This window comes from Falsiroseomonas sp., assembly GCF_041690465.1.
Classification (GTDB): Bacteria; Pseudomonadota; Alphaproteobacteria; order Acetobacterales; family Acetobacteraceae; genus Falsiroseomonas.
Window position 1 is genome coordinate 23,306 of sequence record NZ_JAWLHG010000040.1, and the last position, 23,476, is coordinate 46,781.

Genomic DNA, 23,476 nt, shown 5'->3' on the forward strand with positions numbered 1-23,476 from the left:
CAACCATGCGCATCTGGCATCACAGCTTCACCGTGCTCGAGAACCTGCCCGCCTATGCCGAGGGGCTCGCCGCGCACTTCGCGCGCGTCGCCGCGCCGGGTACCGAGGTGGTCATGCACGGCATGCACCAGGCGACCTATCAGACCGAGTATCCCGGCAACGATATCCAGTACTCGTACCTGCAGACGCTCCACAGCCAGCAATTCGTGCTCGGCGCGATCGAGGCGGAGGAGCAGGGCTACGACGCCTTCGCCGTCGCCACCCTGCCGGAACCCTCGCTGATGGAGTGCCGCAGCCTGGTGGACATCCCGGTGGTCGGCTACGGCGAGAGCGCGATGCTCGCCGCCTCCATGCTCGGCCAACGCATCGGCGTGCTGCTGTTCATCAACGAGATCATCGGCACGGTGGAGCGCAACGTGGATCGGATGGGCCTCTCCGCCCGCTTCATCGGCGCGCATCCCGTCGGCTTCGGCTTCCATGATGTGCTGGCCGCCTATGCCGGCGACTCGGCCCCGCTGCTGGAGCGCTTCCGCGCCTCGGCCCGGGCGCTGATCGCGCGCGGCGCGGACGTGATCATCCCCGGCGAGGCGCCGCTCTGCCTGCTTCTGGCGCGCAACGGCGTGAACCAGGTGGACGGCGTGCCGGTGGTGGATTCGCTCGCCGCCATCATCAAGACCGCGGAGATGATGGTCGGTCTCCGCCAGGTGACCGGCGTGGCGCCCTGCCGCCGCGGGTACTTCCAGGCGCAGCCGCCCCGCGCACGCGTGAAGGAGCTGCTGCGATTCTACGGCATCGCCGATTTGAACAAGAACGGAGGAACGAAAGCATGAAAAGGCGTCAGCTCATCGCCGCCGCGGCAGCGACGGTCCTGGCCGTACCGGCCGCCGCTCAGGGCGGCTTCCACACGCGCCAGCTTCGCATCGTGATCCCCTTCTCCGCCGGCGGCAGCACGGACATCCTGGCGCGCATTTGCGCCCAGCTGCTGACCGACCGCCTTGGCCAGACCGTGGTGGCGGAGAACGTCACCGGCGCCGGCGGCACCATCGGCGCGCAGCGCGTGCTGGAGGCACCGGCGGATGGCTACACGCTGCTGGCGGGCACGCCGGGCCCGATCACCATCAACCCGCAGCTGCGCCGCGTCTCCTATCAGCCGCTGCGCGACTTCGAGCCGGTGGCTTTCCTCGGGGGCAGCCCGGCCGTCGTGATCGTGCGCAAGGACAGCCCGATCCGCTCCATGCGCGAGCTGATCTCACAGGCGAAGGCCTCGCCCGGCAAGCTCAGCTATGCTTCGGCCGGCGTCGGTTCCTTCGCGCATCTCAGCGCAGAGCTGCTGAAGTGGCGCGCCGGCATCGATCTGACCCATGTGCCCTATCGCGGCACGGCGCCGGCGGCGACGGACCTGCTCGGCGGGCGCGTGGATTGCATGGTTGAGAATTATCCCTCCGTACAGTCCTACATCGGCTCCGGCGATGCGCGCGTGCTGGCGATCGGCACGGCGCGCCGTTCCACGCTGCTGCCGAACGTGCCGACCGTGGCCGAGGAGGGCGTGGGCAACTACGAATCCTTCTCCTGGTTCGGCCTGCTGATGCGCGCCGGTTCACCGGCCGCGGCGATCAACACCGTCAACGCCGCCATCAACGATGCGGTGCGCTCGCCGGAGCTCGGGCAGCGGCTGGCGCAGCTCGGGGTCGAGCCGGTCGGCGGCCCGCCGGCGGAGTTCCGGCGCTTTCTCGAAGCCAAGACACAGGAAACCGGCGAGCTGATCCGCACTGCGCGCATCACTGTCGAATAGGGAAGATCACATGCGCTCCATCTATCTCGTTCTGGACATGGAGAACGACCTGATCGCGGAGGACGGGCCCAACGGCAAGGGGCCCCTCGGCGAGCAGGTTCGCTCCCGCGGCATCATTCCGCGCACCGCCAACGCCATCGCCAAGGCGCGCGCGGCGGGCGTGCCGATCGGCTATGTCCGCGTCGGCTTCTCGCCCGACTACCGGGAGGCGCCGGACACCTCGGTCATCTTCAGCGGCGCGAAGCAGCACGGCCTTTTCAAGCTGGGCAGCTGGGGCACCGAGGTGCACAAGGACCTCGCGCCGCAGGCCGGCGACTTCGACATCGTCAAGCATCGCGTCAGCCCCTTCTGGGCGACCAACCTGGAAGCCATCCTGCGCGCGCACCGAATCGAGCGCATCTTCTGCTCCGGCGTCTCGACCGTGGCGGTGGTGCAGGGCACGGTGCGGGATGCGCATGACCGCGACTATGTCTGCGTGGTGCTGGAGGATTGCTGCGCCTCGGCGAACGCCGAGGACCATGCGGCGGGCATCCGCGCATTGCAGCGCTTCGCAAGCTTCACCACCTCCGAGGAGGTGGACTTCTCGGCCTGAATGCCGCAGGAAAGCGGCACAACGAGGGAGGAAACCAACATGACCAGGAGAATCGCGCGCCGTCCGCTGATCGCCGGCCTGCTCGCCGGCGTTGCGGCGCCGCGCATCGCATCCGCGCAGCAGATCGCGGGCGGACGCAACATCCGCATCGTCGTGCCCTTCGGCGCCGGCGGTGCGGTGGATATCGTCGGTCGCCTGGTCGCGCAGGAACTGCAGGGCCGGCTCGGCCAGACCGTGGTCGTGGAGAATCGCACCGGCGGTGGCGCGAACATCGCGATGGAGCATGTCGTGCGCGCCACGCCCGATGGCACGACGCTGCTGATGGGCTCGCCCTCGGCCGTGACCAACCGCCACCTCTACAAGAACCTGAACTACGATCCGTCGCAGCTCGCGCCGGTCTTCCTGGTGGGCGAGATCCCCTCCGCGATGGTCTCCGCGCCGGGCTTCGAGGCGGTGGACGGCGCAGATTTCGTCGCGAAAGCGCGCGCCCGGCCCGGCCACTACACCTTCGGCTCCGGCGGCTCCGGAACCACCGAGCATCTGGCAGGCGAGTTGCTGAAGCTGCGCGCCGGGCTCGACCTTGTCCACGTACCCTATCGCGGCGGCGCGGCGGCGATGACGGACATCGCGGCGGGTCGCGTCTCGATGATGTTCACCAACCTGGCGCAGGCGCTGCCGCTGATCGAGGGCGGGCAGTTGAAGGCGCTCGGCGTCGCCGACAGCGTGCGTCACCCGGCACTGCCAGACGTCAAGACGTTCGCCGAGATGGGCGTGCAGGATCTCAACGTGACGGTCTGGTGGGGCCTGATGGGCCCGCCCGGCATGCCGGGCGAGGTGGTGCAGCGCATCAACACCGTGCTCAACCAGGCGCTGAACGAGCCGGCCATGCGGGAGGCGTTGACGCGGATGCGCGCCAAGCCGATCGGCGGCACCGTCGAGAGCTTCGCGCAGCGCCTGGCCGCGGATGATCGCGCCTGGGGCGAGGTGATCCGCGGCGCCAACATCACGGTGAACTGACGCCATGCGCCTCTGGTACCAGTCGCTGACGCGGCCCGATGCCTGGCCGGCCTACCAGGCGGCGCTGCGCCGCGTCCTGGACACGGCCTGCGATCCCGGCACCTCCTACGAGGTGCACGGGATCGAGCAGCGGGGGGGCGTCGGCGACCAGTACCGGCGCCTCGAATTCATCGAGACGATCGAGGTGCTGGACAACGTGGCACGCGCCGAGGCGGAGGGCTTCGACGCCGTGCTGCTCGGCAACATCGCCGATCCCGGGCTGCGCGTGGCGCGGGAGATGGCACGCGTCCCCGTGCTCGGCCTGTGCGAGACGGCGCTGTTCACGGCCTGCCAGATGGGGCTGACGGTGGGCCTCGTCGTCTCCAACGACAAGCACCACGGGCGCGTGCTGGAGAATGTCGCGCTCTACGGCCTGACATCGCGCGTGGTGACGGTGGAGCGGATGCAGGTGGACCGCCTAGTCGATCTCGACACCGCCTTCTCGCCCGGGCCGGTTCGGGATCGCATCCTCGGCCAGTTCCATGTGGCGGCCGAGGCCTGTGTCGCGCGCGGCGCGGAGGTGGTGATCCCCGCAGTCGGCGTGATGATGGTGCTGCTGCAGGATTCCGGCGTGCACGAGACGGCGAAGCAGACGCCGATCCTGTGCGGCCCCTTGGCACTCGTGCAGGCGGGCCAGATGGCGGTGAAGCTCAGCCGGTTGATGGGTGGGCGCTTCGCGAGCCGACGCGGCGCCTATGCCCAGCCGCCATCCGACCAGATCGCCGAGTTGCGGCGCTACTACGGCCCGGTCTATCCGGCCGTGAAGGAGGGGTGAGCGGCGCCATCGCGCCGCTCATCGTCAGTCGCTCCGAAGCCCGGCGGCCCGCACGGCCTGGCGCCAGCGTTCCAGGTCCTCCTGGGCAGGATGCACCGGCCGGCGGCGTCATGAGAGCTGTGCGCGGGTCTGCTGAGTATGCGGGTGTCGCGGCGATGCGGCGGCCTCGGGCCGAGCGCACGACGATGCACGCTGATTTCGCTGTCCTGTCGTGCCGCTGGGCAGCGGCCCGGACAGCCTCGTCCCGCATCAGGCGCCCGCGGTTCGCAGCAGCGTAGCCGTGCGCCGGAGGTTGTAGGCCATGGCGGCGAGGCGGACCTGCGGCCGCGTCCGTCGAAACCAGCGTCATCGTGCTGCGAAGCGCTTGCTGGGCTGCCGACCGGCAGGGCAGAGGGGCTGCTGACCCACTTGAGTTCCGTCCGGTGCGCCCGTCGGGCAGATTTGCGACTGAGTGCCTTTTTTATTATATTGCATTGCGGGAAGGAGAGCGCGGGAGAAACCAATGGCGGCACGGGGTTCGACGCCGGCAGCAGTCCTTGATGGCGTCGCCCGGCGCGCATGATGCTGCGCTTGGCTGCCTGCAATGTGCCGGCAGGCGCCGCCGCTGCGCGTGTTCGCGCGGCACCGCGATGGTGGGGTGGCACAACGCGCCGGGGCCGGCACAGCCCGGCCACTCTCCTGGCTTACGGACTTCGCTCGCGCGAATGGCGGAGTTGGGGCAGGCCATCCGCTTCGCCTCCGCCCGGCGCCACTCCTGAAGCGTCCACAAACCATGCCCGTTCCCCGGCGAGCGTCATCACACAGCAAACGGAACCTCGCACGCCATGCATCGCCGCACGCTGTTGAGGGCTGCCGCCACCCTCCCCCTTCTGGGTGCGCCGGCGCCGATCCAAGCCCAGCGCGGCGCGGACCCGCGGGTGCTGCGCTTCGTGCCGCAGGCCAACCTCACCTCGCTCGACCCGATCTGGACGACCGCGACGGTGACCCACAACCACGCACTCGCCGTCTACGATACGCTCTACTCGGTGGACAGCCGCTTCCGTCCGCGGCCGCAGATGGCGGAAGGCCACACCGTCTCCGATGACGGACTGACCTGGCGCATCCGGCTGCGGGAAGGCCTCCGCTTCCACGACGGCGAACCCGTCCGCGCACAGGACTGCGCGGCCAGCCTTTCGCGCTGGGCACGGCGCGACAACTTCGGCCAGATCCTCGACGCGCGCGTGGAACGCTGGGGCGTGGCGGACGACCGGGTCATTGAGATTCGCCTCACGCGCCGCTTTCCCGCCATGCTCGATGCGCTGGGCAAGAGCTTCGCCCAGGTCCCCTTCATCATGCCGGAACGCATTGCCCGCACCGATCCGAGCACGCAGATCACCGAGGTGGTGGGCAGCGGCCCGTACCGCTTCCTGCGCGACGAATTCGTCTCTGGCAGCCGCGCCGCCTACGCGAAGTTCGACCGGTACCTGCCGCGCCCTGAGCAGCCCGAATGGGGCACGGGCGGCAAGGTGGCGCATTTCCAGCGAATCGAATGGCACGTCATCCCCGATCCCGCGACCGCGAGTGCAGCCTTGCAGGCGGGCGAGGTGGACTGGTGGGAACAGCCGCTTCCGGACCTGGTGCCCACGCTGGCCCGTCACCGTGGCATCGAGACGTTGATCGCGGATCCCATCGGCCTCACGGCATTCCTTCGCTTCAATCATCTCCATGCGCCCTTCAGCGACCTGCGCGCACGGCAGGCGGTGGCTGCCGCAGTGAGCCAGGAGGATTACATGCAGGCGATCAACGGCCCGGACCGGTCGTTGTGGGAGACGTGCTTCTCGCTCTTCCCCTGCGGCACCGAGTACGCGACCGCTGCCGGCGCTGAGCACCTGCAAGGACCGCGGGACCTCGACCGCGCTCGAGCCTTGATAGCCGAGGCGGGGCTGGCCGGCGCGCGTGCCGTGGTGATCAATCCGACCGATTTCGCGATCATCCGCTCGATGAGCGAGATCACCGCCGACGTGCTGCGCCGCCTGGGCCTGAACGCGGAACTCGCCAGCAGCGACTGGGGCACCGTCGTGCAGCGCCGCGCGAGCCGGCAGCCGCCGGAGCGCGGCGGCTGGAGCGTGTTCCACTCCTTCGGGCAGGCCGGGAACTTCCTCAACCCGGCCGCGAATCTGCTGACACGCGGCCAGGGCGCCCAGGGCTGGTTCGGCTGGTATGCCAGCACCGAAGTGGAAAGGCTGACGGACGAATGGCTCGACGCGCCGGACACCGAGGCGCGGCAGGTGATCGCGACCGAGATTGGGCGCGTGGCAAACAGCGAGGTGGCAACCATCCCGCTCGGGCGCTTCTTCATGCGCACCGCCTTCCGTCGCACGCTTGGGGGCGTGATGCCTGGCACGGCACCGTATTTCTGGAACGTGCGGCGGAACGCCTGATACGCTGATCCAACGCGAAGGCTCACCGGCGAACTGTCGCGCGGACCGGTGTCGCGGCGGGCGAAGTCTCGCCGGCCATGGTCGCTATGCAGGCTTCGGACGCGGAGGCCGGCGCTGCGCGTTCCGCCGTCGCGCCCATGCCGCCCACCACCGCGGCAAGGGCCCGGCACAGCGCCGCGAGGCGCGAGGGCGCATCCTCCTGCACCGGAAGCGGCTCCCCGAGGGCGAAGGCGGGCTCTCCGTCGGCGATCGCGACCGCCGCGGCGTAGCGCGGCCCGTTCGCACCGAGCAGGTCTGCCGCCGGCTCGCGGACCACGTCCAGCATCGCCTTGCCGCCCGGTCCGTAGCCGATGGCCACCACCATGCCCCCGCCCATCGTACGCGTCATGGCATCGAGGGCGCCGATCGCACCGGCGATGATGCCGTCCTGCGCGGCTGGCGTGGTGTCGCAGCGCACCGGCACGAGCTCGAGCACCGCCGCGTGCTCGGACAGCAGTGCCGAGATCAGTACGTCGCGCACGGCGTCGTGTGTCTGTCCGACCGTCATCAGGACCACGGCGCCGTCGCCCGCCCGCCAGGATGACGGCAGGCTGAGCAGCATGCCGGCGCGGCACGGCTGCAAGACGCCTGAGGTGACCTCAAGATTCTGGTAGGTCGTGTACTCGTCGGCGAGAGCGGGAGGCACCAGAAGGCTCGTGGCGAGTAACGCCGCGGCAATATGGGACGGCATCATCGAAGTCCTCCTATGATCGGCCGGCAGCGTTTGCCGCCGTCTTCCCGGGCCATCGACCTTCCCGGACAGTCCGCCGGCGGCCGCTTCATGGTTCGTGTGACACGCATCCAGCGCGCCCGACGCCCGGGCCGATGACTGCGGAGCCCGCGAGACGCGCCCGACCCCGGCGAGCAGTGCGCTACCCACCGCGCCCGCCACCGCCACCCCGAGCACCGCGCTCATATGTCCCGCCATGGCTGCGATGCCGAAGGTCAGCAGCGGCGGCGCGGCGAGCAGCGCGATGCCGCGGCTGGTGTAGAGCACGCCGAGCACCCCACCGACCGAGCGCACGCCGAAGCTGTCAGCCGTGAAGGCCGGCAGCAGTGCGACGAATCCCCCCTGCAGCGCGCCGAAGGCCAGCGCGAAGGCCTGCAGTTCCGGCTCCGTCGTCGCGAAGGCCCAGAGCAGCATCGACGCCGCCATCCCCGAGCAGCAAGCGAGGAACACCCTCCGCCTGCCCAGCACATCCGCCAGCGCCGCGAGCAGGAAGCGCCCCGCGATGGTGCCGAGCCCGATCAGGCCGAGCAGCGCCAGCGCGTCATGCCGGCCGAGCCCGATGTCGCGCGCCGTGCCGACCAGCACCGCGTGCGGCAGCACCGCGGGCAGCGAGACGAGCAGCGTGCCCGCATAGGCCAGGGCGAAGGTGCGCCCGAGGACGAGCCGCGGCGGCGCCGGCCGCGCGCCCTCCGGCGACGCGCCTTCCCGTTGGAAGCCCGACGCGGGCGGCAGCAGGAGCGCGCCTGCCAGCCCCACCACGGCGCACGCTGCGCCGCAGACCACGAAGGCGACGCGCCAGTCGCCGACGGCCGCCAGCATCTCGGCCGCCGGCGGCACCAACGCAGTGCCGATGCCGATACCGCTGACGGCGGTACCGGAAGCCAAGCCGCGATGCACGTCGAAGCTGCGCTGCACTGCCGCCAGGGCGGGGACATAGGCGAAGCCGACGCCGAGGCCGACGAGCAGGCCGTATCCGACATAGACCTCGATCAGGCTCTGCGCCGAGGCCGCGACCATCAGCCCGAGCCCGACCAGCAGCATCCCCATCGCCGCCAGCACCCGCGCACCGATGCGGTCCGCGAGCGGCCCGCTCAACGCGCTGACGAAGAAGCAGGTCCCACCGCTGAGCGCGTAGACGACGGAGACCGAGGCGCGCTCCGCCCCGAAGGTCTCGCCGATCTCGTCGGCAAAGGCAGCATAGGAGTAGATCGCGCCGTAGCCGACCATCAGCACCAGGAAGGCACCGGCGACGACCAGCCAACCGCGGAACGGCACCGCGCGCGGCACCGGCGACACCAGGGGCTGGACGAGCGTGGTCACCGGTTTCGCGAGGCGGCGGGCCAGACGTGCGCCACGGGCGCGGCTCATCTCAGGCCCAGCCGGTGCCGCAGCCGGGCGAGGCGGCCTCGGCGGTCAGCAGCGTAACCGTGCGGTCGGGGGATGGGTTCGCGTTCGGGCGCGATACGGTGTCTCGGGCGATTGCTCGCACAGGTAACGTCCTCTGATGTCGGTCCAACCTCGCACGCCTGGACGCACCGAGGAGACATGAGGGACCGACCAAAGAAGCTTTCCTGCCGGATCTGTCCCAGCCCTGCGGAATTCGTCTACTGTGCCGCCTGCCGCCATTGTGTCGCCGCGCCCAAGGAGGGGTGCTGCCATGTCAGTCCCTGCGCTTCCACCCGATGCTGCCCGGCTCATGATGTTCAACGTCGTCCATGCAAGCGACCCGGCGGAGCTCGATAGCCGGTCGCGCGTGAGCGATCGCCTTCCGGGATCGAGCCGCAATTACCGGTACCATCTGCGGGACCGCGCGCTCTGGCGCATGCGCTTCGACAGCCCGATCTTCAGCGTCGCGATCCGCAGCGCCGGTCCCATCCTGGCGAGTCACGGCGAGAGCCGCTTCGCGACGGAAGTGTCGATGGAAGGCGACGAAAGCGACGTCTTCGGCTTCACCACGCCGCTGCGGGGCGACATGACATTGATCCAGCGCGGCAATCCGACAACTGCGACCTCGTCCCGCGGCCTCGCCTACCGTCTCGGCCGCGATACGCGCCTGGTGACCAGCGATGACAGCGTGCGCACCAACGTCTTCCTCAAGGTCACGGCGGTCCAGGAGGCGCTCGAGCACATGCTCGACAAGCGCCTCCACAAGCCGCTCGAGTTCCGACCTTCCCTGGATTGGAGCTGCGGGCTGGCGGCCAGCCTGAAGTTCCAGCTCGACTTCGTGATACGTGAATTCGAGCGACCGGACGGCATCGCCGGCAACGCCGTCGCACTCGCCTCGATGACCGACCTGCTGATGGCACTGATCCTGCGCGGTGCGCCCCACAACTACGCCGATCAACTGGAGCTCGGACCAAGCCCCGCCGTGCCGGCCTATGTCCAGCGCGCGGAGGAGTTCATGCGCGTGCACTGCGCGTCCCCGATCCGTCTATCCGATGTTGCCGCCGCAGCGGGATGCAGCGTCCGGACCCTGGGCTCCGTGTTCCAGCGCTTCCGCGGCCGGACCCCGCTGGCAGCGCTGCATGCGTTCCGGCTGGAGCAGGTTCATGCCGAGCTGAGCAGCGGCGCGAGCGGTGCCCCGATCGGTGTGGTCGCGCGCCGCTACGGCTTCACCAACGCATCCCGCTTCGTCGCTGCGTTTCGCCGCCGGTTCGCCGAAAGCCCATTGGACGTCGTGCGACGCGCGTCGCGGCTCTAGCCCTGCGTCCTTCCACTCGGCGTCCGACGATGTCGCCCGCCAACAGCACCACCGGAGTGGCCGGCTCAGGTCGGCCGACTTCGTCCGGACCGCCGGCCGCAAGTCGGATGACGGTCTCGGTTCCGGCGGCGCCAGGCCGTGGAGACCAGGAGGGCGTTCATGCCCTGGATTCCGGAGCCTCCAGGTCGCACGGTGAACTCGATCCGGTCAGTGCGATCCTCGAAGTTATAGATCCAGTCCACGCCCCAGCCTGTCGCCGCGCAGGTGAATACGTCACGGCCAGCGTCGCCCCACATCTGGTCGTCTACGCCGCCTTCATCATCGACGTCTTCGCCCGCCGTATCGTCGGCTGGCGGGTGTCGCGGACGGCGCATGCCGGGTTCGCCCTCGATGCTCTCGAGCAGGCGCTGCATGACCGCCGTCCGGCGAAGGGCGGCCTGGCCCACTACAGCGACAAGGGGCCGTAGTACGTGTCCATTCGACACGCGGAACGGCTCCTGAAAGCCGCGATCGAGCCCTCCGCCGGCAGCGTCGGCGATTCCTACGACAACGCGCTCGCCGAGACCGTCATCGGCTTCTTCAAGACCGAGGTGATCCGACGCCGCAGGCCGTGGCGCACCATGGAGGCCGTCGTGTTCGTCATTCAAGCCAACAGGCCTCCGGCAAAGCCGGGGCGGTTCAGAAGGTGCTACTGGTGGTGCGCAACATGTTCGGCGCGAGCGAGGCCGCCGGGCGGCCGTCGCGCAGGGGGGCAGCCGCGCAGCGGGGGATGGGGGTGGCCCGCCGGGTTGCGCCGGCTGGAGTCCGGGATCTCTGCGTGGCGTGATCAGGCGCCGCCGCGGGTCGCCTGCTCGAGCTCGGCACGCAGCGCCTCCGGCCGGTGCAGTACGAGCGCGCCGCGCTGCACGGTGAGGAGGCCCTCCCTCGCCAGCTTTGCGACCTCGCGCGAGACGGTCTCCCGCCGCAGGCTGAGGCGGGCGGCGAGCTCATGCTGTGGTGGCGGGGGACTGATGCGCGCCTCCCCGCCCGGACGCGCGGCGGAGAGCCGCAGCAGCTCCGCCACGATGCGCTGCCGGGCGGAGAAGGCGGCGGCCTCGAGCCTGAGCTGGTCCTTCGCGCGCACGCGGGCAGCGAGAAGGCGCAGCAGATGGAGCCCGGCCGTCGGATTGTGCAGGACGAGATCGAGGAAGACCGGTCCCCGCACACTGCACAGCTGCGCGCGCGACAGCGCGGTGACGCTGGCTGAGCGGGAGATGCCATCGATAGCAGCAAGTTCGCCGAACAAGGCACCGGCGCCCAGATCGTTGAGGATCAACTCCTGACCGCCGGCGCTGCGCAGCACGACGCGCACCGCACCCGCGGTCACGAAATACACCTCGGCCGAGGCATCACCGGTGTCCACCACCAGCTCGCCCGGCGCCAGGGCCCGCCAACGTGCCTGCTCGGCCACCCGGCACAGGGCCGGCTCCGGAAGGCCGGCCAGGAGGGGTTGCCGCCGGAGCGCCTCGACCCTCTGCTGCGGATCGGCTGGCGCCTGAAGTGCGCCGCTCATGTCACCTCCCCTGCCGCAGCTCCCGCCGAGGCGGCATGCGGCATTCGTCGGCACCGAGGTGCCCGGTGCGCCGCGCAGCGGCGACCGGGCACTTCGGCCAGCATCGCATCAACGGCCCGCAGCGGCTGCATTCCCCGCGGACTGAACCACCCAGGCCTCCGGGGCGGGCACCCAGACGATCTCCAGGTTCTCGCCGGTGCCTTGCAGCGTGGGGACCATGCCGATCGGCGGTCGCTGCACATAGGTGGAGTCGGCATAGTGCAGGTCGACGTTCTCGCCGGATCCGGTTGCCACGACATGGCCGCCGCCGACGATGTTTCCGCGCGGCTTCGGCCCGTAGTCCACCGAGAGGTTCTCGCCGCTGCCCACGAGGCGCGGGTACTCGTTCGGGTCGCCGGCGGCGGCCGGCTGGACGAAGAGCGGCCCGACGAGTGCGGCGGCAGCGATCGTGTTGAGGATGGCACGCATGGCTTCGGGGTCCTCCCGTTCGGCTCGGGGCCCAATGCCCCGGCCGTAACAGGAGCCTAGGTCCGGCGGGCAGGCCGCTTCTGTGACCGGCCTCACAGTCCGGATGCATCCGGCGCATCCGGCTGGTCGGGGCCAAGCGGCCGCGAGGGCTCGACGAACAGGACCGACGGGCTCGCCGCGATTGCCGGAAGCAGGCCGGCAGCCACGCGCACCGCCACGACGCCGGTGTGCCGCCCGCCGAGCCGCAGGCCGAGCTGCTCGAGATCCTCCGCCGGGCCGCGCAGCAGCAGGAGCAGCGAAAGCTCCCGCCCCTTCTCCGCGGTTGGGGGCAGGAGGAAACGTTGCAGCGCGGGATGCAGCTTGCGCCGCTGTGCGCCGTTTGCCTCGGTCGGCGTGGGACCGTCGTCGCGCCCGCGCGAGACCACCAGCGTGAGGCCGCCGACCCTGCGGCCCGCCGAGAGCTGGACGACATGGATGCTGCCGCGCGCCTGCGCCGCGCGCGCGCCCCTCAGCTGCACCGAGGCGGGCAGCGTCGCGGCCCTGCCGATGCGGAGCCTCGGGACCACCAGCCGGCCGCCATCGGCGATGGCCAGCGTCGCCATGCCGTCCGCGAGCCACAGCCGTTCGGCGCCGCGGATGCCCGTGCGGTCGGCGAGCTGCGAGGCGGCCAGGGAGAGGCGCAGCGCGGCGAGGGGATGCGCCGGCATCTCCGCCGCGCGGCCGCGCCGCGCGCCGGCGAGTTCGGCGTCGCGCCAGGGCAGCGCCTCCACCGGCAGGCGGAGCACCATGGTGGCGCCAAGCCTCTCCGGCTCCACGATCAAGGCGTTGGGCTCCTCGCCGCCGCGCAGGTGGAAGCTCATTCCCGGCTCACGCCCGGCGATCCTCATGGCAGCACCAGCACGTTGCGCAGGCCGATGTTGTTGCTGGCGGTGACGACGGCGAAGCCGCCGGCCGCAAGGTTGGACGGATCGGCATCCTGCTCCAGGCGCGCCAGCAGGCAGAAATGGCTGTCGCCGGCGAGGCCGCTCCCGGGCGCCGGCGGCGCCCAGCCGAACTCCACGGGCTGCGCCGCGCCGGGGGCGAGCTGCGGAATGACGACGTGGTTCGACTGCCGGGTGAAGCCGGCACCGGCGTAGATGCCGGTGGAGCGCCACGCATCGGGGAAGGGGATGCTCGTCGCCGGGTCGGCCCAGTAGAGGAACACGCTGACGTTCCGCGCCGCCTGGCTGCCGCGGTTGCGTGCGGTGACGCGGATGATCGTGCTGAAGCGCGCGCCCGGCACATGCACCGGGTTGGCGACCGGCTGACCGTTGGCATCGAGGACCTCGATGTCGGGGCAGGCCCAGAACACCGGGCCGGTGAAGGGCTCGAGGCCGGTGTCGGCGGGATCGTCGCGCAGCCAGACATCCACGTCCGGCTGCGGCGCCGCGCAGGCGGCGGCCATCTGCAGGAAGCCGAACCCGAAGCCGTTGTCCGGCAGCGGGAGGGCGGGCGCGGCGGCGGTCTCGAGGAGGATCTGCTTCAGGTCGCCGATGGTGGCGGCGGCGCCGCGGCACTGGAACAGCAGCGCGCAGGCGCCGGCGACGATCGGTGCCGAGAAGCTCGTGCCGCTGGCGCTGCGATGCGCGGGCTGCTGCGCGGGGGAGTTGCGGTGCACGGCGGCCGGCGCGCTGACGAACTGGCCGGTCGCCGCGATCTCCGGCTTGATCCGTCCGTCGCGCGTCGGGCCGCGCCCGCTTGTGTTCGCAATCTGCGGCGAGGCGCTGCGGTCGTGGTTGCCGACGGTAATCGGCAGGCGCGCGGTGGCCGGCACGCCGAGGGTCATCGCGCCCTCCGCCGCGAAGGGCGGCTGCCAGGCCGCGTTGCCGATGTTGTTGCGGTCCACCCAGGCGTGGAAGGCGCCGTTGACGACGCTCGTGCCGGTGAGCGCGATTGTCCAATCGCCGGCGGGAACGCTGCCGCCGGGCGGCACCACGATGATGATGCTGATGCAGTTGTCGCCATTGCGCGGGTCGTTGAGACGCGAGTCGAGGCTCACCTCGACGCCGCCGCCGAGCTGCACCGGGCCGGCGGCGAAGCCGGACGCGACCGGACCGATCACCGTGCCCGCCGGAGCCGGAGTGGTCAGCGTGACAGTGAAGCGGTCATGACCGTCGTACCAGATCTCGGCGGCGTCGCTGTGCGGCGAGCTGGCGGCGTAACGCAGCTTCAGCGCGGCGGTGGCGCCCTGCGTCACGCTGCCCGTGGCATGCGCCGCCCGTCCGGTGTAGTTGCCGGCGGAGACGACCAGCGCGCGGCCCGGCGTGGCGAGCAGCTCGTCGAGCATCTGCTCGCCGAGCGTCGTGCCGTCATGCGGGCCCTGGTTGTCGCCCATGCTGATGTTGACCACGCAGGGCAGGCCGGCCTGCTCGGCACGCGCGAAGATGTAGGCGCAGCCGTCGAGGATGGCGGCGGAATCGGCATTCGCCAGGATGCCACTCTCGTAGGGCTTCGGGCTGACGAAGATGATGCGGCTGCCCGGCGCTGCGCCGGGGCTGCCGCCGTCGCCGCCGTTCCCCGCCGCGCAGCCGGTGACGAGGCTGCCATGGTGGTTGAAGATCGGGGTGCTGCCCGGCACCGGGGCCGGCGGCGCGTGGCGGACCGTGCCATAGGCCGGCGTCCCGGGCACCGCGAACGCGGCCAGTTCTGCGTCGATCGCGGCGCCGTTGTATTCGACGCCGTAGCTCAGGCTGCCCGGCGGGAAGCCCGGCATCGTCAGGCCCGAGGGCGGGCCGGACTCGCCCGCCGCCGGCGTGAGGTTCTGGTCCCACAGCCAGAGCAGCCGCGTGGTGCCGGCGGCGTCGCGAAAGGCGCGGTGATGGATGTCGATGCAGCTGTCGATCACGCCGACGATCACGTTGCTGCCATCGATGCCCGGAACGCCGGAGTGCAGCGTGTCGATCTGTGCGAAAGGGATGGCGCCGGCGAGGTCGTGCGACCAGGGGCGCGCAAGCTCGATGAAGCGGATCGCCGGCGACTTCTCGAGCGTGCGCAGGCACGAGCGCGGCACGATCGCGGTGCGGACCCGCGTCGCCTCGGAGCGCGTCGCCACGCCCATCCGCGCGAGATCCCGGGCGCTGGCGTCGCCGAGGATGAAGACCGAGAAGACCGGCTCGTCGGGGTTCCCGTCCAGGCCGCGCGGCCGGCGGCGCCGCGGACGGCCGTCCGGCAGGATGACGCCGGCGGTCAGCGGCGCGAGGGGAAGGGCAGAGAGCGCGCGGCGCCGCTCCGCCGCGGCCTGGTCATCCTCCCCGTCCTCGGCTGGCGGAGGCAGTGTTGCAAGGCGCGCCGCCGCGACGGCGACCGCCTGCCGCTCGGCCGAGGCGAGCTTCCGCAGGTCGCGCAACGGCAGCGAAGCCAGCAGGGCAAGGCGCGGGTCGAGCTTGCCGCGCGCGGGACGCGCCGCCAGCGGGGCAGCGCCGCGGGACTGCCGAACAGAGCCTCGCCTTCCGCCTTTAGGGGAACCTGCCATCGGCGCCCCCTCCCCTCCCTGCGCGGCTGCTCAGGCCGCCGATGGCGCCGGTTCGAAGGACACCTTCGCGCGCCGCAGCAGCCAGTCCGCCTGGATCCTGCCCTCGCGCACGAGGTAGAGCATCGCCGCATCGTAGCGGAAACGCCGGCCCGTCGGCCGTGCCGCGCCGAAGGCACCGGGCTGGTCGTCGCGCCCGTCGAGCCGCCGGTCGGTTCCCGTCACCACCAGATGCGCGACAACGCGTTCTCCCTCCGGGACGAGGTCCAGGATCTCGATGCGCAGGTCTGGGGCGACCTCGTGCACGCTGCCGATGCAGATGGCGTAGTCGTCGGGACCGGAGGAGCGCACGCGCTTCCCCGAACTGCTGCGGCGGTGTCGCACGGTGGTGTCCGAGCGGAGATTCATGAGCACCGCGCCGATCGGCTGTGGAACGTGCGCCCGGTTCCCGGCTGCGCGCTCGGCGAGGAAGCGCTTGTCGTCCTCGGCGCTCCAGGAGTAGTTCCAGACGCCATCGACGAAGCGTCGGACCACGCGGCAGTTCGCCTGCTCGTCGGGGCCCGGGTCGTCGGGCTCGGGGGTTTCGCAGGGCTCGTCGAGTGCGCCGCAGCCACCCATGGTCGGCCTCCTTGACTTGCTGGGCCGCGGTGCAAGCGCCAAGTGGAGACCGGAGCGCCTGCGCAACGGTATTCCAGAGCTGAATTCTGGCGCAGTCCGTGATAGGTGTCACGCGCAATCTAAGTGCTTCCGCAGCGGTGTGAGCGCGAATGGGCACCGACGAATCCCGACCGGTCACGCTGCTCTTCACGGACGTCCAGGGGTCCACGCGACTCCTGCAGGCGCTCGGGGATGCCGCCTATGGCGACATGCTCTCGACGCTCTCGGCGATGCTGCGGGCGGCATTTCGCGCGCATGCGGGCGAGGAAGTGGACAGCCAGGGCGACGGCTTCTTCGTCGCCTTCCCGCGCAGCCCGATGGATGCCGTGGCGGCAGCGGTGCAATGCCAGCGCCTGGTGGCCGCCGCAGCCTGGCCGGCAGACAGCGAGTTGCGCATCCGGATCGCCATCAATACCGGCTTGGTCAGGCGCGCCGCGTCCGGCAGCGGCCCGGCTTATGTCGGCCTCGACGTGCACCGCGCGGCACGGCTCTGCGAAGCCGGGCATGGCGGGCAGATCCTGGTATCCGAGGCGACGCAGAGGCTCACCGCCAATCACCTGCCGCCGGAGATCGGGCTGCGCGCGCTGGGCGAGCATCGGCTGCGGGATTTCGCTCAGGCGGAGCAAGTGTTCCAACTGATGGCGCCCGATCTTGCGGCCGAGTTCCCGCCACTGCGGGTGCCGAACCCGCGCCCCTCGAACCTGCCGGTGCCGCGCACCTCGTTGCTCGGGCGGCAGGCGGAGATCGCCGAGCTGGTCGAATTGCTGCGGCGGCCGGAGACGGGGCTCGTCACGCTGACGGGCGTTGCCGGCACGGGCAAGACACGGCTGGCCATCGCGGCGGCGTCGCGCGCTGCCGGGCTGTTCCGCCACGGGGTGTGCTTCGTCGAGCTTGCGCCGCTCGCCGATCCGGAGCTGGTGATCTCTGTCGTCGTGCGAAGCCTGGGGCTGCAGGAGGCGGGTCCGACCACGCCGGAGGAGATCCTGCTCCAGCACCTGCGCGACAAGGAGATGCTGCTGGTGCTCGACAATTTCGAGCATCTGCTGGGCGCGGCCCCCGCGGTGGCTACGATGCTCGGCGCCTGCCCGCAGCTGAAGATACTCGCCACCAGTCGCGCTGCCCTGCATGTCTATGGCGAGCGCGAATACGCGGTCCCGCCCCTGGCGCTGCCCGCGGCCGGCCCGCTGCCGGCCAACGACAACCTCCTGCAGTATCCCGCGATCGCGCTGTTCGCCGAGCGCGCCTCCGCTGCGGCGGTGCGCTTCGCCATCACGCCGCGGAACGCGGCGGCCGTGGTGACACTCTGCGCCAGGCTCGACGGCCTGCCCCTCGCCATCGAGCTTGCGGCGGCGCGAGCGGCGCTTCTCGCGCCGGCGGAGATGGTGGCGCTGCTCGGCGATGCTGCGCAGCACGGGTCGCTTGACCTGCTGACCGGCGGGGCGCGCGATGCCCCCGGCAGGCACCGGACGCTCCGCGCAGCGATCGGCTGGAGCATCGGCCTGCTCTCGTCGGAGGACCAGCTGCTGTTCCGCCGCCTTGCCGTCTTCGTCGGCGGCTTCGACCTGAACGCCGCCGCTGAAATCGTCGGGCGGATGGAGGACGGGCATGCTGCCGCCGCGTCGGACGCCGCGGCGCGGGCGCAGCGTTTTGCGCTGCTCGATCGGATGGCGACGCTGATCGGCAACAGCCTGCTGCATCGAGTAGAGCGGGCGGATGCGGAGGCGCGCTTCTCCATGCTGGAGACGATCCGCGAATACGGGCTGGGATGCCTGACAGCGCATGGCGAGCTCGCCGCCGCGTCCGAGGCGCATGCGCGACATTGCCTGGTTCTCGCCGACCGGGGCGCGCTGGAGCTGGGCGGGGCGCAGCAGGCGGGGTGGCTCGCGCGGCTTGACGAGGAGCATCCGAATTTCCGCGCGGCCTTGGCCTGGAGCTTCTCGGATGCCTGCGCGGACCGGCAGCTCGGGCCGCGGCTCGCCTGCGCGCTGTGGGTGTTCTGGTTCCGGCGCGCCTATCTGCGAGAGGGAAGCCGTTGGATGCAGCACGCCTGCGCCGCGCTGGTCGATTCCGCACCGGCCGGGCTGCGCGCGACGCTGCTGACCGCCCAAGGCTCCTTCGCCCGCATGCTCGGCGACTTCGAGCGGGCGGAGACGCTGCTGGAGGAGGCGACCGCCATTTGGCGCGAGCTGGACGATGCGGAGGGGATCGGCTGGGCGTTGAGCCATCTCGGCCTTGTGAAGCAGTGGCTCGGGCAGCTCGATGCCGGCGTGGAGATGCTCGAGGAGAGCGTGGCGCTCCGGCGTCGCCGCGGGGAGGAGCGGGGGATCGCGCGGTCGCTGTTCCACCTTGCCATCGCCGAGGATTTCCGGGGCAACGACGCGCGGGCTGCGAAGCTCTATCACGAGACGCTGGAGGTGCAGCGGCGCGTCGGCGATGTCTGGGGCAGCGCGCGTGTCCTCGGCTACCTCGCCAAGGTGGTCCTTCGCGCCGGCGGCCACGCGCGTGCCGAGAGCCTCTGCGCGCGGGCGCTGAAGATGAGCAGCCAGGTGGCGGACAGGTGGGGCGTTGCGCTCGCGCTGTCGGGCCTCGGCGGGGCCGCGCTGGCGCGAGGCGACCATCCGGCGGCGACCATGCGCCTGAAGGAAGGCCTGCTGCTCTTCCGCGACCTCGGTGCGCAGGACCGCGTCGCCGAATGCCTGCAGGACCTTGCTTCCCTGGCACGGCAGGCCGGGGCGGTGGAGGCTTCGGTACGGCTCTCGGCGGCCGCGGAGACGGTGCAGACGGCGAGCCGGCTTGCGTTCTGGCCGGCGATACGGGCGCGGCGCGATGCCGAGATGGCGGCGGCACGCGCCTCGCTCGGCGATGCGGCCTTCGAGGCTGCCTGGTCGGAAGGCCAGGCGATGTCGCTGGATGATGCGATCGCTGAGATGGCCGCGTCGCTCGAGGACCGCATTGACGCGCCGGGCGCACTGCGCTGAGGGGGCCTCCGGGCCGCGGCGCAGGTCATGAGACCTGTGCGCGGATGAGCTGTGCCGCCGCGTGCTTCGGCGATTTGAGGTCGTCTGCCTTCCAGGCGCAGCGACGCCTGCCGAGTTCGCCGTCTGGCGTGCCGCAGCAGAGGGCGGAGACGGTAGCAGTCCCTCCGCCGTGCCATGCCGGTTCCCTCATGGCCCGGGAGAACTGTCACTTCGCAGCCCCACGCCTCGCCGGCTTCAGGGTGGCTCCAGCGCGTTGGGGCGTCCGGGGGTGCTCACTCCTCGGATGCAGTCTCGCGCCGCCCGCGAATGGCGCGATGGCCTTTTTCGTGTAGCAGGCGGATCGCCGGGAGTGTCGCAAACGTCACGCTCCCCGCGAGGAAGACCCAGGGCGCGGTGGGCTTGGTCGCCTCGAACAGCATGAGGGCGCTGCCGGTGACGAAGAGCAACGAGCAGATGGACTGGGCGCCAAGGTGGATCCAGAAATAGTGCGTCCGCAGCGCCTCGAGTGCCGCCTCGGCCTCTCGCGCGAAGCCAGTGATCCTCTCTGGCACGGTTTCCTCCATACCGCGACACGTTCCGGGCTGATGATGCGGGCCCGAGCCCTGGCGACCACCACTGCCTCTAACCGGAGCCCTTGCTGAGCGTTCCTGACCGGGCGCTCAGGGCGTGCCCGCCTTCGACTGACGGGGCGCGGCGGATCCGGCCCGCAATGAGGTGAGGCGCATGCTCGAAACGACGCAGGCCGCGCGAGTGGCGGTCACGGCGAAAAAGCTGGGACCGGTCTTCCTGGCCTCGGCCCTCCTGATCGCCGCCATCGTCGTCTGCGGTGTGGTAGCGCCGGAGACGGTCGGCGAAGTCTTCACCAGCTTGCAGGCCTTGATCATGGATCGGCTTGGCTGGTTCTACCTGCTCTCGGTCGCCGTCTTCCTCTTCTTCGTGCTCTATCTGGCGCTCAGCCGCCACGGATCGGTGAAGCTCGGTCCGAACCACTCCGAGCCCGACTTCAGCTACGGATCCTGGTTCGCGATGCTCTTCAGCGCGGGAATGGGCATCGGGCTGGTGTTCTTCGGGGTGGCCGAGCCCGTCATGCACTTCACCACGCCGCCCGTCGGCGAGGGCGGCACGGTGGAGGCAGCGCGCGCCGCCATGCGCATCACCTTCTTCCATTGGGGTGTCCATGCCTGGGCGATCTACGCCGTGGTCGGGCTGGCGCTGGCCTATTTCGGCTTCCGCCATGGCCTGCCGCTGACCGTCCGATCTGCCTTCTATCCACTGATCGGCGCGCGGATCCACGGGCCGATCGGGCAGGCCATCGACGTCTTCGCGGTGCTCGGCACGGTGTTCGGCGTCGCCACCTCTCTCGGCCTCGGCGTGCTGCAGATCAACGCCGGCCTCGCCTACCTCGCCGGCGTGCCGGAAGGGCTCGGCGCGCAGGTGGTCCTGATTGCGGTGATCACCGGGATGGCGACGGTCTCGGTCGTGCTCGGCCTTGACGCCGGCATCCGGCGGCTCAGCGTGCTCAACATGATCCTCGCGGCCGGGCTGCTGCTCTTCGTGGCCGTGGCGGGGCCGACGGTGTTCCTGCTGAAGGCGCTGGTGCAGAACACGGGCGGATACATAGACGACTTCATCTACCGCACCTTCCTGCTCTACGCCTACGAGCCGAACGACTGGATCGCAGGCTGGACGCTGTTCTACTGGGCCTGGTGGATCTCCTGGTCGCCCTTTGTCGGGATGTTCATCGCGCGCATCTCGCGCGGTCGCACGATCCGCGAGTTCGTCCTCAGCGTGCTCTTCGTGCCGACCGGTTTCACGCTGGTGTGGATGACGATCTTCGGGAACACGGCGACATGGCTGCAGCTCTCCGGCCTCACCACCGCCGTCTCCGACACGGTGGCGAACAGCGTGCCGCTCGCGCTGTTCGCCTTTCTCGAGCAGTTTCCGCTCGCCTTCGTCACCTCGGCTCTCGCCACGCTGCTGGTCGTGACCTTCTTCGTGACCTCCGCGGATTCCGCGGCGCTCGTGGTCGATACGATCACCTCGGGAGGCGCGGAGGAGACGCCGGCCTGGCGCCGCGTCTTCTGGGCCCTGCTCACCGGTGCGGTGGCGGCGGTCCTTCTCTTTGCCGGTGGGCTGAAGAGCCTGCAGACCGCCACCATCGCCAGCGCTCTGCCCTTCACGATCGTCATGCTGGCGATGTGCTACGGACTGCTGAAGGCGCTCCGCCTCGAGGCGCTGCGTGCGACCCTCCTGCAGGCGACGCCGGCCGTCGCGGGCGGCGCGGGCGGATCCTGGCAGAGGCAGCTCCACACCATCCTGCATCACCCTTGCCGGGCCGAGATCCTGGCCTTCCTGGCCGATGTCGCGGAACCCGCCCTGGACGCCGTATGCCGTGAGCTCGGCTCCCGCGGCGTGGACGCCACGCTGCTGCGCGACGAGGATCGCATCCGCCTCGTCGCGATGCCCGGCACGCGGGAGGAGTTCCGCTACGGGATCCGCACGCGCGGCTTCACCCTCCCGAGCTTCGCTTATTCCGAGCACAGGCCGCGGGCCGATGAGTCTCGGGACCGCTACTATCGGGCAGAGGTGTTCCTGCGCGAGGGCGGTCAGGACTATGACGTGATGGGCTTCACCCGCGAGGAGCTCATCGCCGACGTGCTGGCCCAGTACGAGCGGCACCTCAACTTCCTTCACGCCGCCGAGCGGACCGCGGATTGAGCGGCGGAAGCGGAGCCGATGCGGGCGTGGCGGGCAGCATTCTGCGGCCGGTCGCCGCGCTCATGGCGGGCATGTTCCTTGCGATGGCGGGGAGCGGCCCCCTGACCACGCTCATCAGCCTGCGCCTGGAGTCGGCCGGGGTCTCGCAGCTCGCGATCGGCGTGGTCATGGCGGCCAATTTCGCGGGTCTTACGCTTGGCTCGCTCCTCGCCTATCGGGTGGTCCTGCGGGTCGGGCACATCCGGGCCTTCGCCGCCTTCGCATCGGTGCTGTCGGCCTCGGCGCTGCTCTACCCCCTCGTCGCGCACCCGCTGCCCTGGGCCACGCTGCGTCTTGCCGAGGGCTTCTGCATGGCCGGCGTCTTCATCTGCGTGGAGAGTTGGCTGAACGACCGCGCGGACCTGGCGACGCGAGGCAAGATCCTCGCTGCCTACATGATGTGCCTCTATCTCGGCCAGGCGGCGGGCCAGTTCCTCCTCGGCCTCGACGAGGGGGGCGGCGGCAGCCGGGTCTTCATCCTCGTGTCGGTCCTGCTGTCGCTGGCCGTGCTGCCGGTGGCGCTCACGCGCATGACGCCGCCGCCGGTGCCGGACGTGGTGGCGCTCTGGGGCCGCGCGCTCTACACGATCTCGCCGCTGGGCGTGGTCGGCACGGTGGCGAGCGGACTGGTTCTCGGCTCCGTCTACGCGCTCGGGCCGGTTTTCGCGCGCCAGGCGGCGGGCCTCGATGCCGGCGGCGCTGCGCTGTTCATGAGCGTGCTGATCCTGGGCGGCGTATCGCTGCAATGGCCGCTCGGGCGCCTCTCTGACGCCTTCGACCGCCGGCGCGTGATCGTTGGCACGCTGGGCGCCCTGACGGCGACCGGCCTGGCCGTGCCGCTCGCGGCGCGCCAGGGCGAGGCGACGATGCTGGCGGCCGTCGCCCTGTTCGGCGGTTTCGCCTTCGCGCTGTACCCGCTCTGCGTGGCACATACGAACGATCACCTGGCGCGCGAGGAGCGCATCGCGGCCAGCGGCGGGCTTGTGCTCGCGTATTCGTTGGGAGCCACCGCGGGGCCGCTCGCGGGATCGGCGGCGATGTCGTTCCTCGACGCTGCGGGGCTGTTCGCCTTCGCGGTGTGCGTCGGCGCGGCCGGCTTCGCATTCGGCTTGTGGCGCATGCGTGCCCGCGGCCCCGTCCCCGCCGAGCGCCAGGGACGCTTCCAGCCACTGCCGCGCACCACGCCCGCGGCGACCCCCCTCACCCCGGGAACCGCGGTCTCCGACACGGGACATCGCGCTGCACCATAGCCATCCAATTCGGACCTGGCGGTGCGCGGCTGAGGGAGGGCAAGCGAGTGGCTAGCTGCTGCGCGGGGAGGAGGCGCGCTGTACACATGCTCGCAGTTTCAGCTGAACCGCCCCGGGTTCGCCGGAGGCTGTTTTGTTTGGGTCATGCCGCCAGGGCGGCCGGCTCCAGTTGGGTATAGTAGCGCGCCTCAGCCTCGGCCG

17 protein-coding genes and 1 pseudogene are annotated in these 23,476 nt (G+C 70.8%); 11 read left to right on the forward strand and 7 right to left on the reverse strand.

Going from position 1 to position 23,476, the window contains the following annotated elements; genetic code table 11:
- Window positions 1-5 precede the first annotated feature (5 nt).
- From ACESM1_RS24920 to ACESM1_RS24945, 6 genes are all read left to right on the forward strand, one after another.
- Entirely contained in the window at window positions 6-830 is an 825-nt protein-coding gene (locus ACESM1_RS24920; protein WP_372623934.1) for an aspartate/glutamate racemase family protein, read from the forward strand.
- Complete coding sequence (locus tag ACESM1_RS24925; protein WP_372623935.1) at window positions 827-1,792, forward strand: Bug family tripartite tricarboxylate transporter substrate binding protein; 966 nt, start codon at window positions 827-829, stop codon at window positions 1,790-1,792. Before ACESM1_RS24920 ends, ACESM1_RS24925 begins: the two co-directional genes overlap by 4 nt.
- A gap of 10 nt (window positions 1,793-1,802) precedes the next feature.
- Complete coding sequence (locus tag ACESM1_RS24930; RefSeq protein ID WP_372623936.1) at window positions 1,803-2,384, forward strand: cysteine hydrolase; 582 nt, start codon at window positions 1,803-1,805, stop codon at window positions 2,382-2,384.
- 39 nt (window positions 2,385-2,423) lie between these two features.
- On the forward strand, window positions 2,424-3,401 hold the full coding sequence (locus ACESM1_RS24935; RefSeq protein WP_372623937.1) for a Bug family tripartite tricarboxylate transporter substrate binding protein: 978 nt from the start codon (window positions 2,424-2,426) through the stop codon (window positions 3,399-3,401).
- Between the two features lie 4 nt (window positions 3,402-3,405).
- Window positions 3,406-4,215, forward strand: coding sequence for an aspartate/glutamate racemase family protein (locus ACESM1_RS24940; protein WP_372623938.1), 810 nt, complete (start codon window positions 3,406-3,408; stop codon window positions 4,213-4,215).
- Window positions 4,216-5,039: 824 nt separating this feature from the next.
- Window positions 5,040-6,635, forward strand: coding sequence for an ABC transporter substrate-binding protein (locus tag ACESM1_RS24945; RefSeq protein WP_372623939.1), 1,596 nt, complete (start codon window positions 5,040-5,042; stop codon window positions 6,633-6,635).
- A 22-nt stretch (window positions 6,636-6,657) separates the two neighbouring features.
- Here the strand turns inward: ACESM1_RS24945 and ACESM1_RS24950 are convergent, their stop codons facing one another.
- Entirely contained in the window at window positions 6,658-8,772 is a 2,115-nt protein-coding gene (locus tag ACESM1_RS24950; RefSeq protein ID WP_372623940.1) for an MFS transporter, read from the reverse strand.
- A gap of 328 nt (window positions 8,773-9,100) precedes the next feature.
- Here ACESM1_RS24950 and ACESM1_RS24955 point away from each other — a divergent pair, with 328 nt between their 5' ends.
- Both ACESM1_RS24955 and ACESM1_RS24960 read left to right on the forward strand, forming a co-directional pair.
- Window positions 9,101-10,105, forward strand: coding sequence for an AraC family transcriptional regulator (locus ACESM1_RS24955; RefSeq protein WP_372623941.1), 1,005 nt, complete (start codon window positions 9,101-9,103; stop codon window positions 10,103-10,105).
- Window positions 10,106-10,407: 302 nt separating this feature from the next.
- Window positions 10,408-10,743 (forward strand): annotated as a pseudogene (locus ACESM1_RS24960) (DDE-type integrase/transposase/recombinase); the annotation flags it as partial.
- 188 nt (window positions 10,744-10,931) lie between these two features.
- Here the strand turns inward: ACESM1_RS24960 and ACESM1_RS24965 are convergent.
- The 5 genes from ACESM1_RS24965 to ACESM1_RS24985 form a co-directional block, all read right to left on the reverse strand.
- Complete coding sequence (locus tag ACESM1_RS24965; protein ID WP_372623942.1) at window positions 10,932-11,657, reverse strand: Crp/Fnr family transcriptional regulator; 726 nt, start codon at window positions 11,655-11,657, stop codon at window positions 10,932-10,934.
- Window positions 11,658-11,765: 108 nt separating this feature from the next.
- On the reverse strand, window positions 11,766-12,125 hold the full coding sequence (locus tag ACESM1_RS24970) for a hypothetical protein (protein WP_372623943.1): 360 nt from the start codon (window positions 12,123-12,125) through the stop codon (window positions 11,766-11,768).
- 92 nt (window positions 12,126-12,217) lie between these two features.
- Window positions 12,218-12,985, reverse strand: a complete 768-nt coding sequence (locus tag ACESM1_RS24975) for a hypothetical protein (RefSeq protein WP_372623944.1) — start codon at window positions 12,983-12,985, stop codon at window positions 12,218-12,220.
- Between the two features lie 23 nt (window positions 12,986-13,008).
- Window positions 13,009-15,636 carry a S8 family serine peptidase gene (locus ACESM1_RS24980; protein ID WP_372623945.1) on the reverse strand — a complete coding sequence of 876 codons (2,628 nt, stop codon included), beginning with the start codon at window positions 15,634-15,636 and terminating at the stop codon, window positions 13,009-13,011.
- A gap of 30 nt (window positions 15,637-15,666) precedes the next feature.
- Window positions 15,667-16,251, reverse strand: coding sequence for an ester cyclase (locus ACESM1_RS24985; RefSeq protein WP_372623946.1), 585 nt, complete (start codon window positions 16,249-16,251; stop codon window positions 15,667-15,669).
- A gap of 149 nt (window positions 16,252-16,400) precedes the next feature.
- On the opposite strand from ACESM1_RS24985, the gene ACESM1_RS24990 reads away from it, so the two are divergent.
- Window positions 16,401-19,268 carry an ATP-binding protein gene (locus ACESM1_RS24990; RefSeq protein ID WP_372623947.1) on the forward strand — a complete coding sequence of 956 codons (2,868 nt, stop codon included), beginning with the start codon at window positions 16,401-16,403 and terminating at the stop codon, window positions 19,266-19,268.
- A gap of 272 nt (window positions 19,269-19,540) precedes the next feature.
- Here the strand turns inward: ACESM1_RS24990 and ACESM1_RS24995 are convergent, their stop codons facing one another.
- Complete coding sequence (locus tag ACESM1_RS24995) at window positions 19,541-19,831, reverse strand: YrhK family protein (RefSeq protein WP_372623948.1); 291 nt, start codon at window positions 19,829-19,831, stop codon at window positions 19,541-19,543.
- A 160-nt stretch (window positions 19,832-19,991) separates the two neighbouring features.
- Here ACESM1_RS24995 and ACESM1_RS25000 point away from each other — a divergent pair, with 160 nt between their 5' ends.
- On the forward strand, window positions 19,992-21,986 hold the full coding sequence (locus ACESM1_RS25000) for a BCCT family transporter (RefSeq protein ID WP_372623949.1): 1,995 nt from the start codon (window positions 19,992-19,994) through the stop codon (window positions 21,984-21,986).
- Between the two features lie 26 nt (window positions 21,987-22,012).
- Window positions 22,013-23,275, forward strand: coding sequence for an MFS transporter (locus ACESM1_RS25005; protein WP_372623950.1), 1,263 nt, complete (start codon window positions 22,013-22,015; stop codon window positions 23,273-23,275).
- Window positions 23,276-23,476: the final 201 nt, after the last annotated feature.

What these genes read in the sequence shown, in the direction of transcription:
- ACESM1_RS24975 (WP_372623944.1), bottom strand. Translation starts at nt 12,985, where the DNA reads ATGAGCTTCCACCTGCGCGGCGGCGAGGAGCCCAACGCCTTGATCGTG.
- ACESM1_RS24925 (WP_372623935.1), top strand. Translation starts at nt 827, where the DNA reads ATGAAAAGGCGTCAGCTCATCGCCGCCGCGGCAGCGACGGTCCTGGCC.
- ACESM1_RS24920 (WP_372623934.1), top strand. Translation starts at nt 6, where the DNA reads ATGCGCATCTGGCATCACAGCTTCACCGTGCTCGAGAACCTGCCCGCC.
- ACESM1_RS24995 (WP_372623948.1), bottom strand. Translation starts at nt 19,831, where the DNA reads ATGGAGGAAACCGTGCCAGAGAGGATCACTGGCTTCGCGCGAGAGGCC.
- ACESM1_RS24970 (WP_372623943.1), bottom strand. Translation starts at nt 12,125, where the DNA reads ATGCGTGCCATCCTCAACACGATCGCTGCCGCCGCACTCGTCGGGCCG.
- ACESM1_RS24950 (WP_372623940.1), bottom strand. Translation starts at nt 8,772, where the DNA reads ATGAGCCGCGCCCGTGGCGCACGTCTGGCCCGCCGCCTCGCGAAACCG.
- ACESM1_RS24965 (WP_372623942.1), bottom strand. Translation starts at nt 11,657, where the DNA reads ATGAGCGGCGCACTTCAGGCGCCAGCCGATCCGCAGCAGAGGGTCGAG.
- ACESM1_RS25000 (WP_372623949.1), top strand. Translation starts at nt 19,992, where the DNA reads ATGCTCGAAACGACGCAGGCCGCGCGAGTGGCGGTCACGGCGAAAAAG.
- ACESM1_RS24990 (WP_372623947.1), top strand. Translation starts at nt 16,401, where the DNA reads ATGGGCACCGACGAATCCCGACCGGTCACGCTGCTCTTCACGGACGTC.
- ACESM1_RS24940 (WP_372623938.1), top strand. Translation starts at nt 3,406, where the DNA reads ATGCGCCTCTGGTACCAGTCGCTGACGCGGCCCGATGCCTGGCCGGCC.
- ACESM1_RS24985 (WP_372623946.1), bottom strand. Translation starts at nt 16,251, where the DNA reads ATGGGTGGCTGCGGCGCACTCGACGAGCCCTGCGAAACCCCCGAGCCC.
- ACESM1_RS24930 (WP_372623936.1), top strand. Translation starts at nt 1,803, where the DNA reads ATGCGCTCCATCTATCTCGTTCTGGACATGGAGAACGACCTGATCGCG.
- ACESM1_RS24945 (WP_372623939.1), top strand. Translation starts at nt 5,040, where the DNA reads ATGCATCGCCGCACGCTGTTGAGGGCTGCCGCCACCCTCCCCCTTCTG.
- ACESM1_RS24955 (WP_372623941.1), top strand. Translation starts at nt 9,101, where the DNA reads ATGATGTTCAACGTCGTCCATGCAAGCGACCCGGCGGAGCTCGATAGC.
- ACESM1_RS24980 (WP_372623945.1), bottom strand. Translation starts at nt 15,636, where the DNA reads ATGGCAGGTTCCCCTAAAGGCGGAAGGCGAGGCTCTGTTCGGCAGTCC.
- ACESM1_RS24935 (WP_372623937.1), top strand. Translation starts at nt 2,424, where the DNA reads ATGACCAGGAGAATCGCGCGCCGTCCGCTGATCGCCGGCCTGCTCGCC.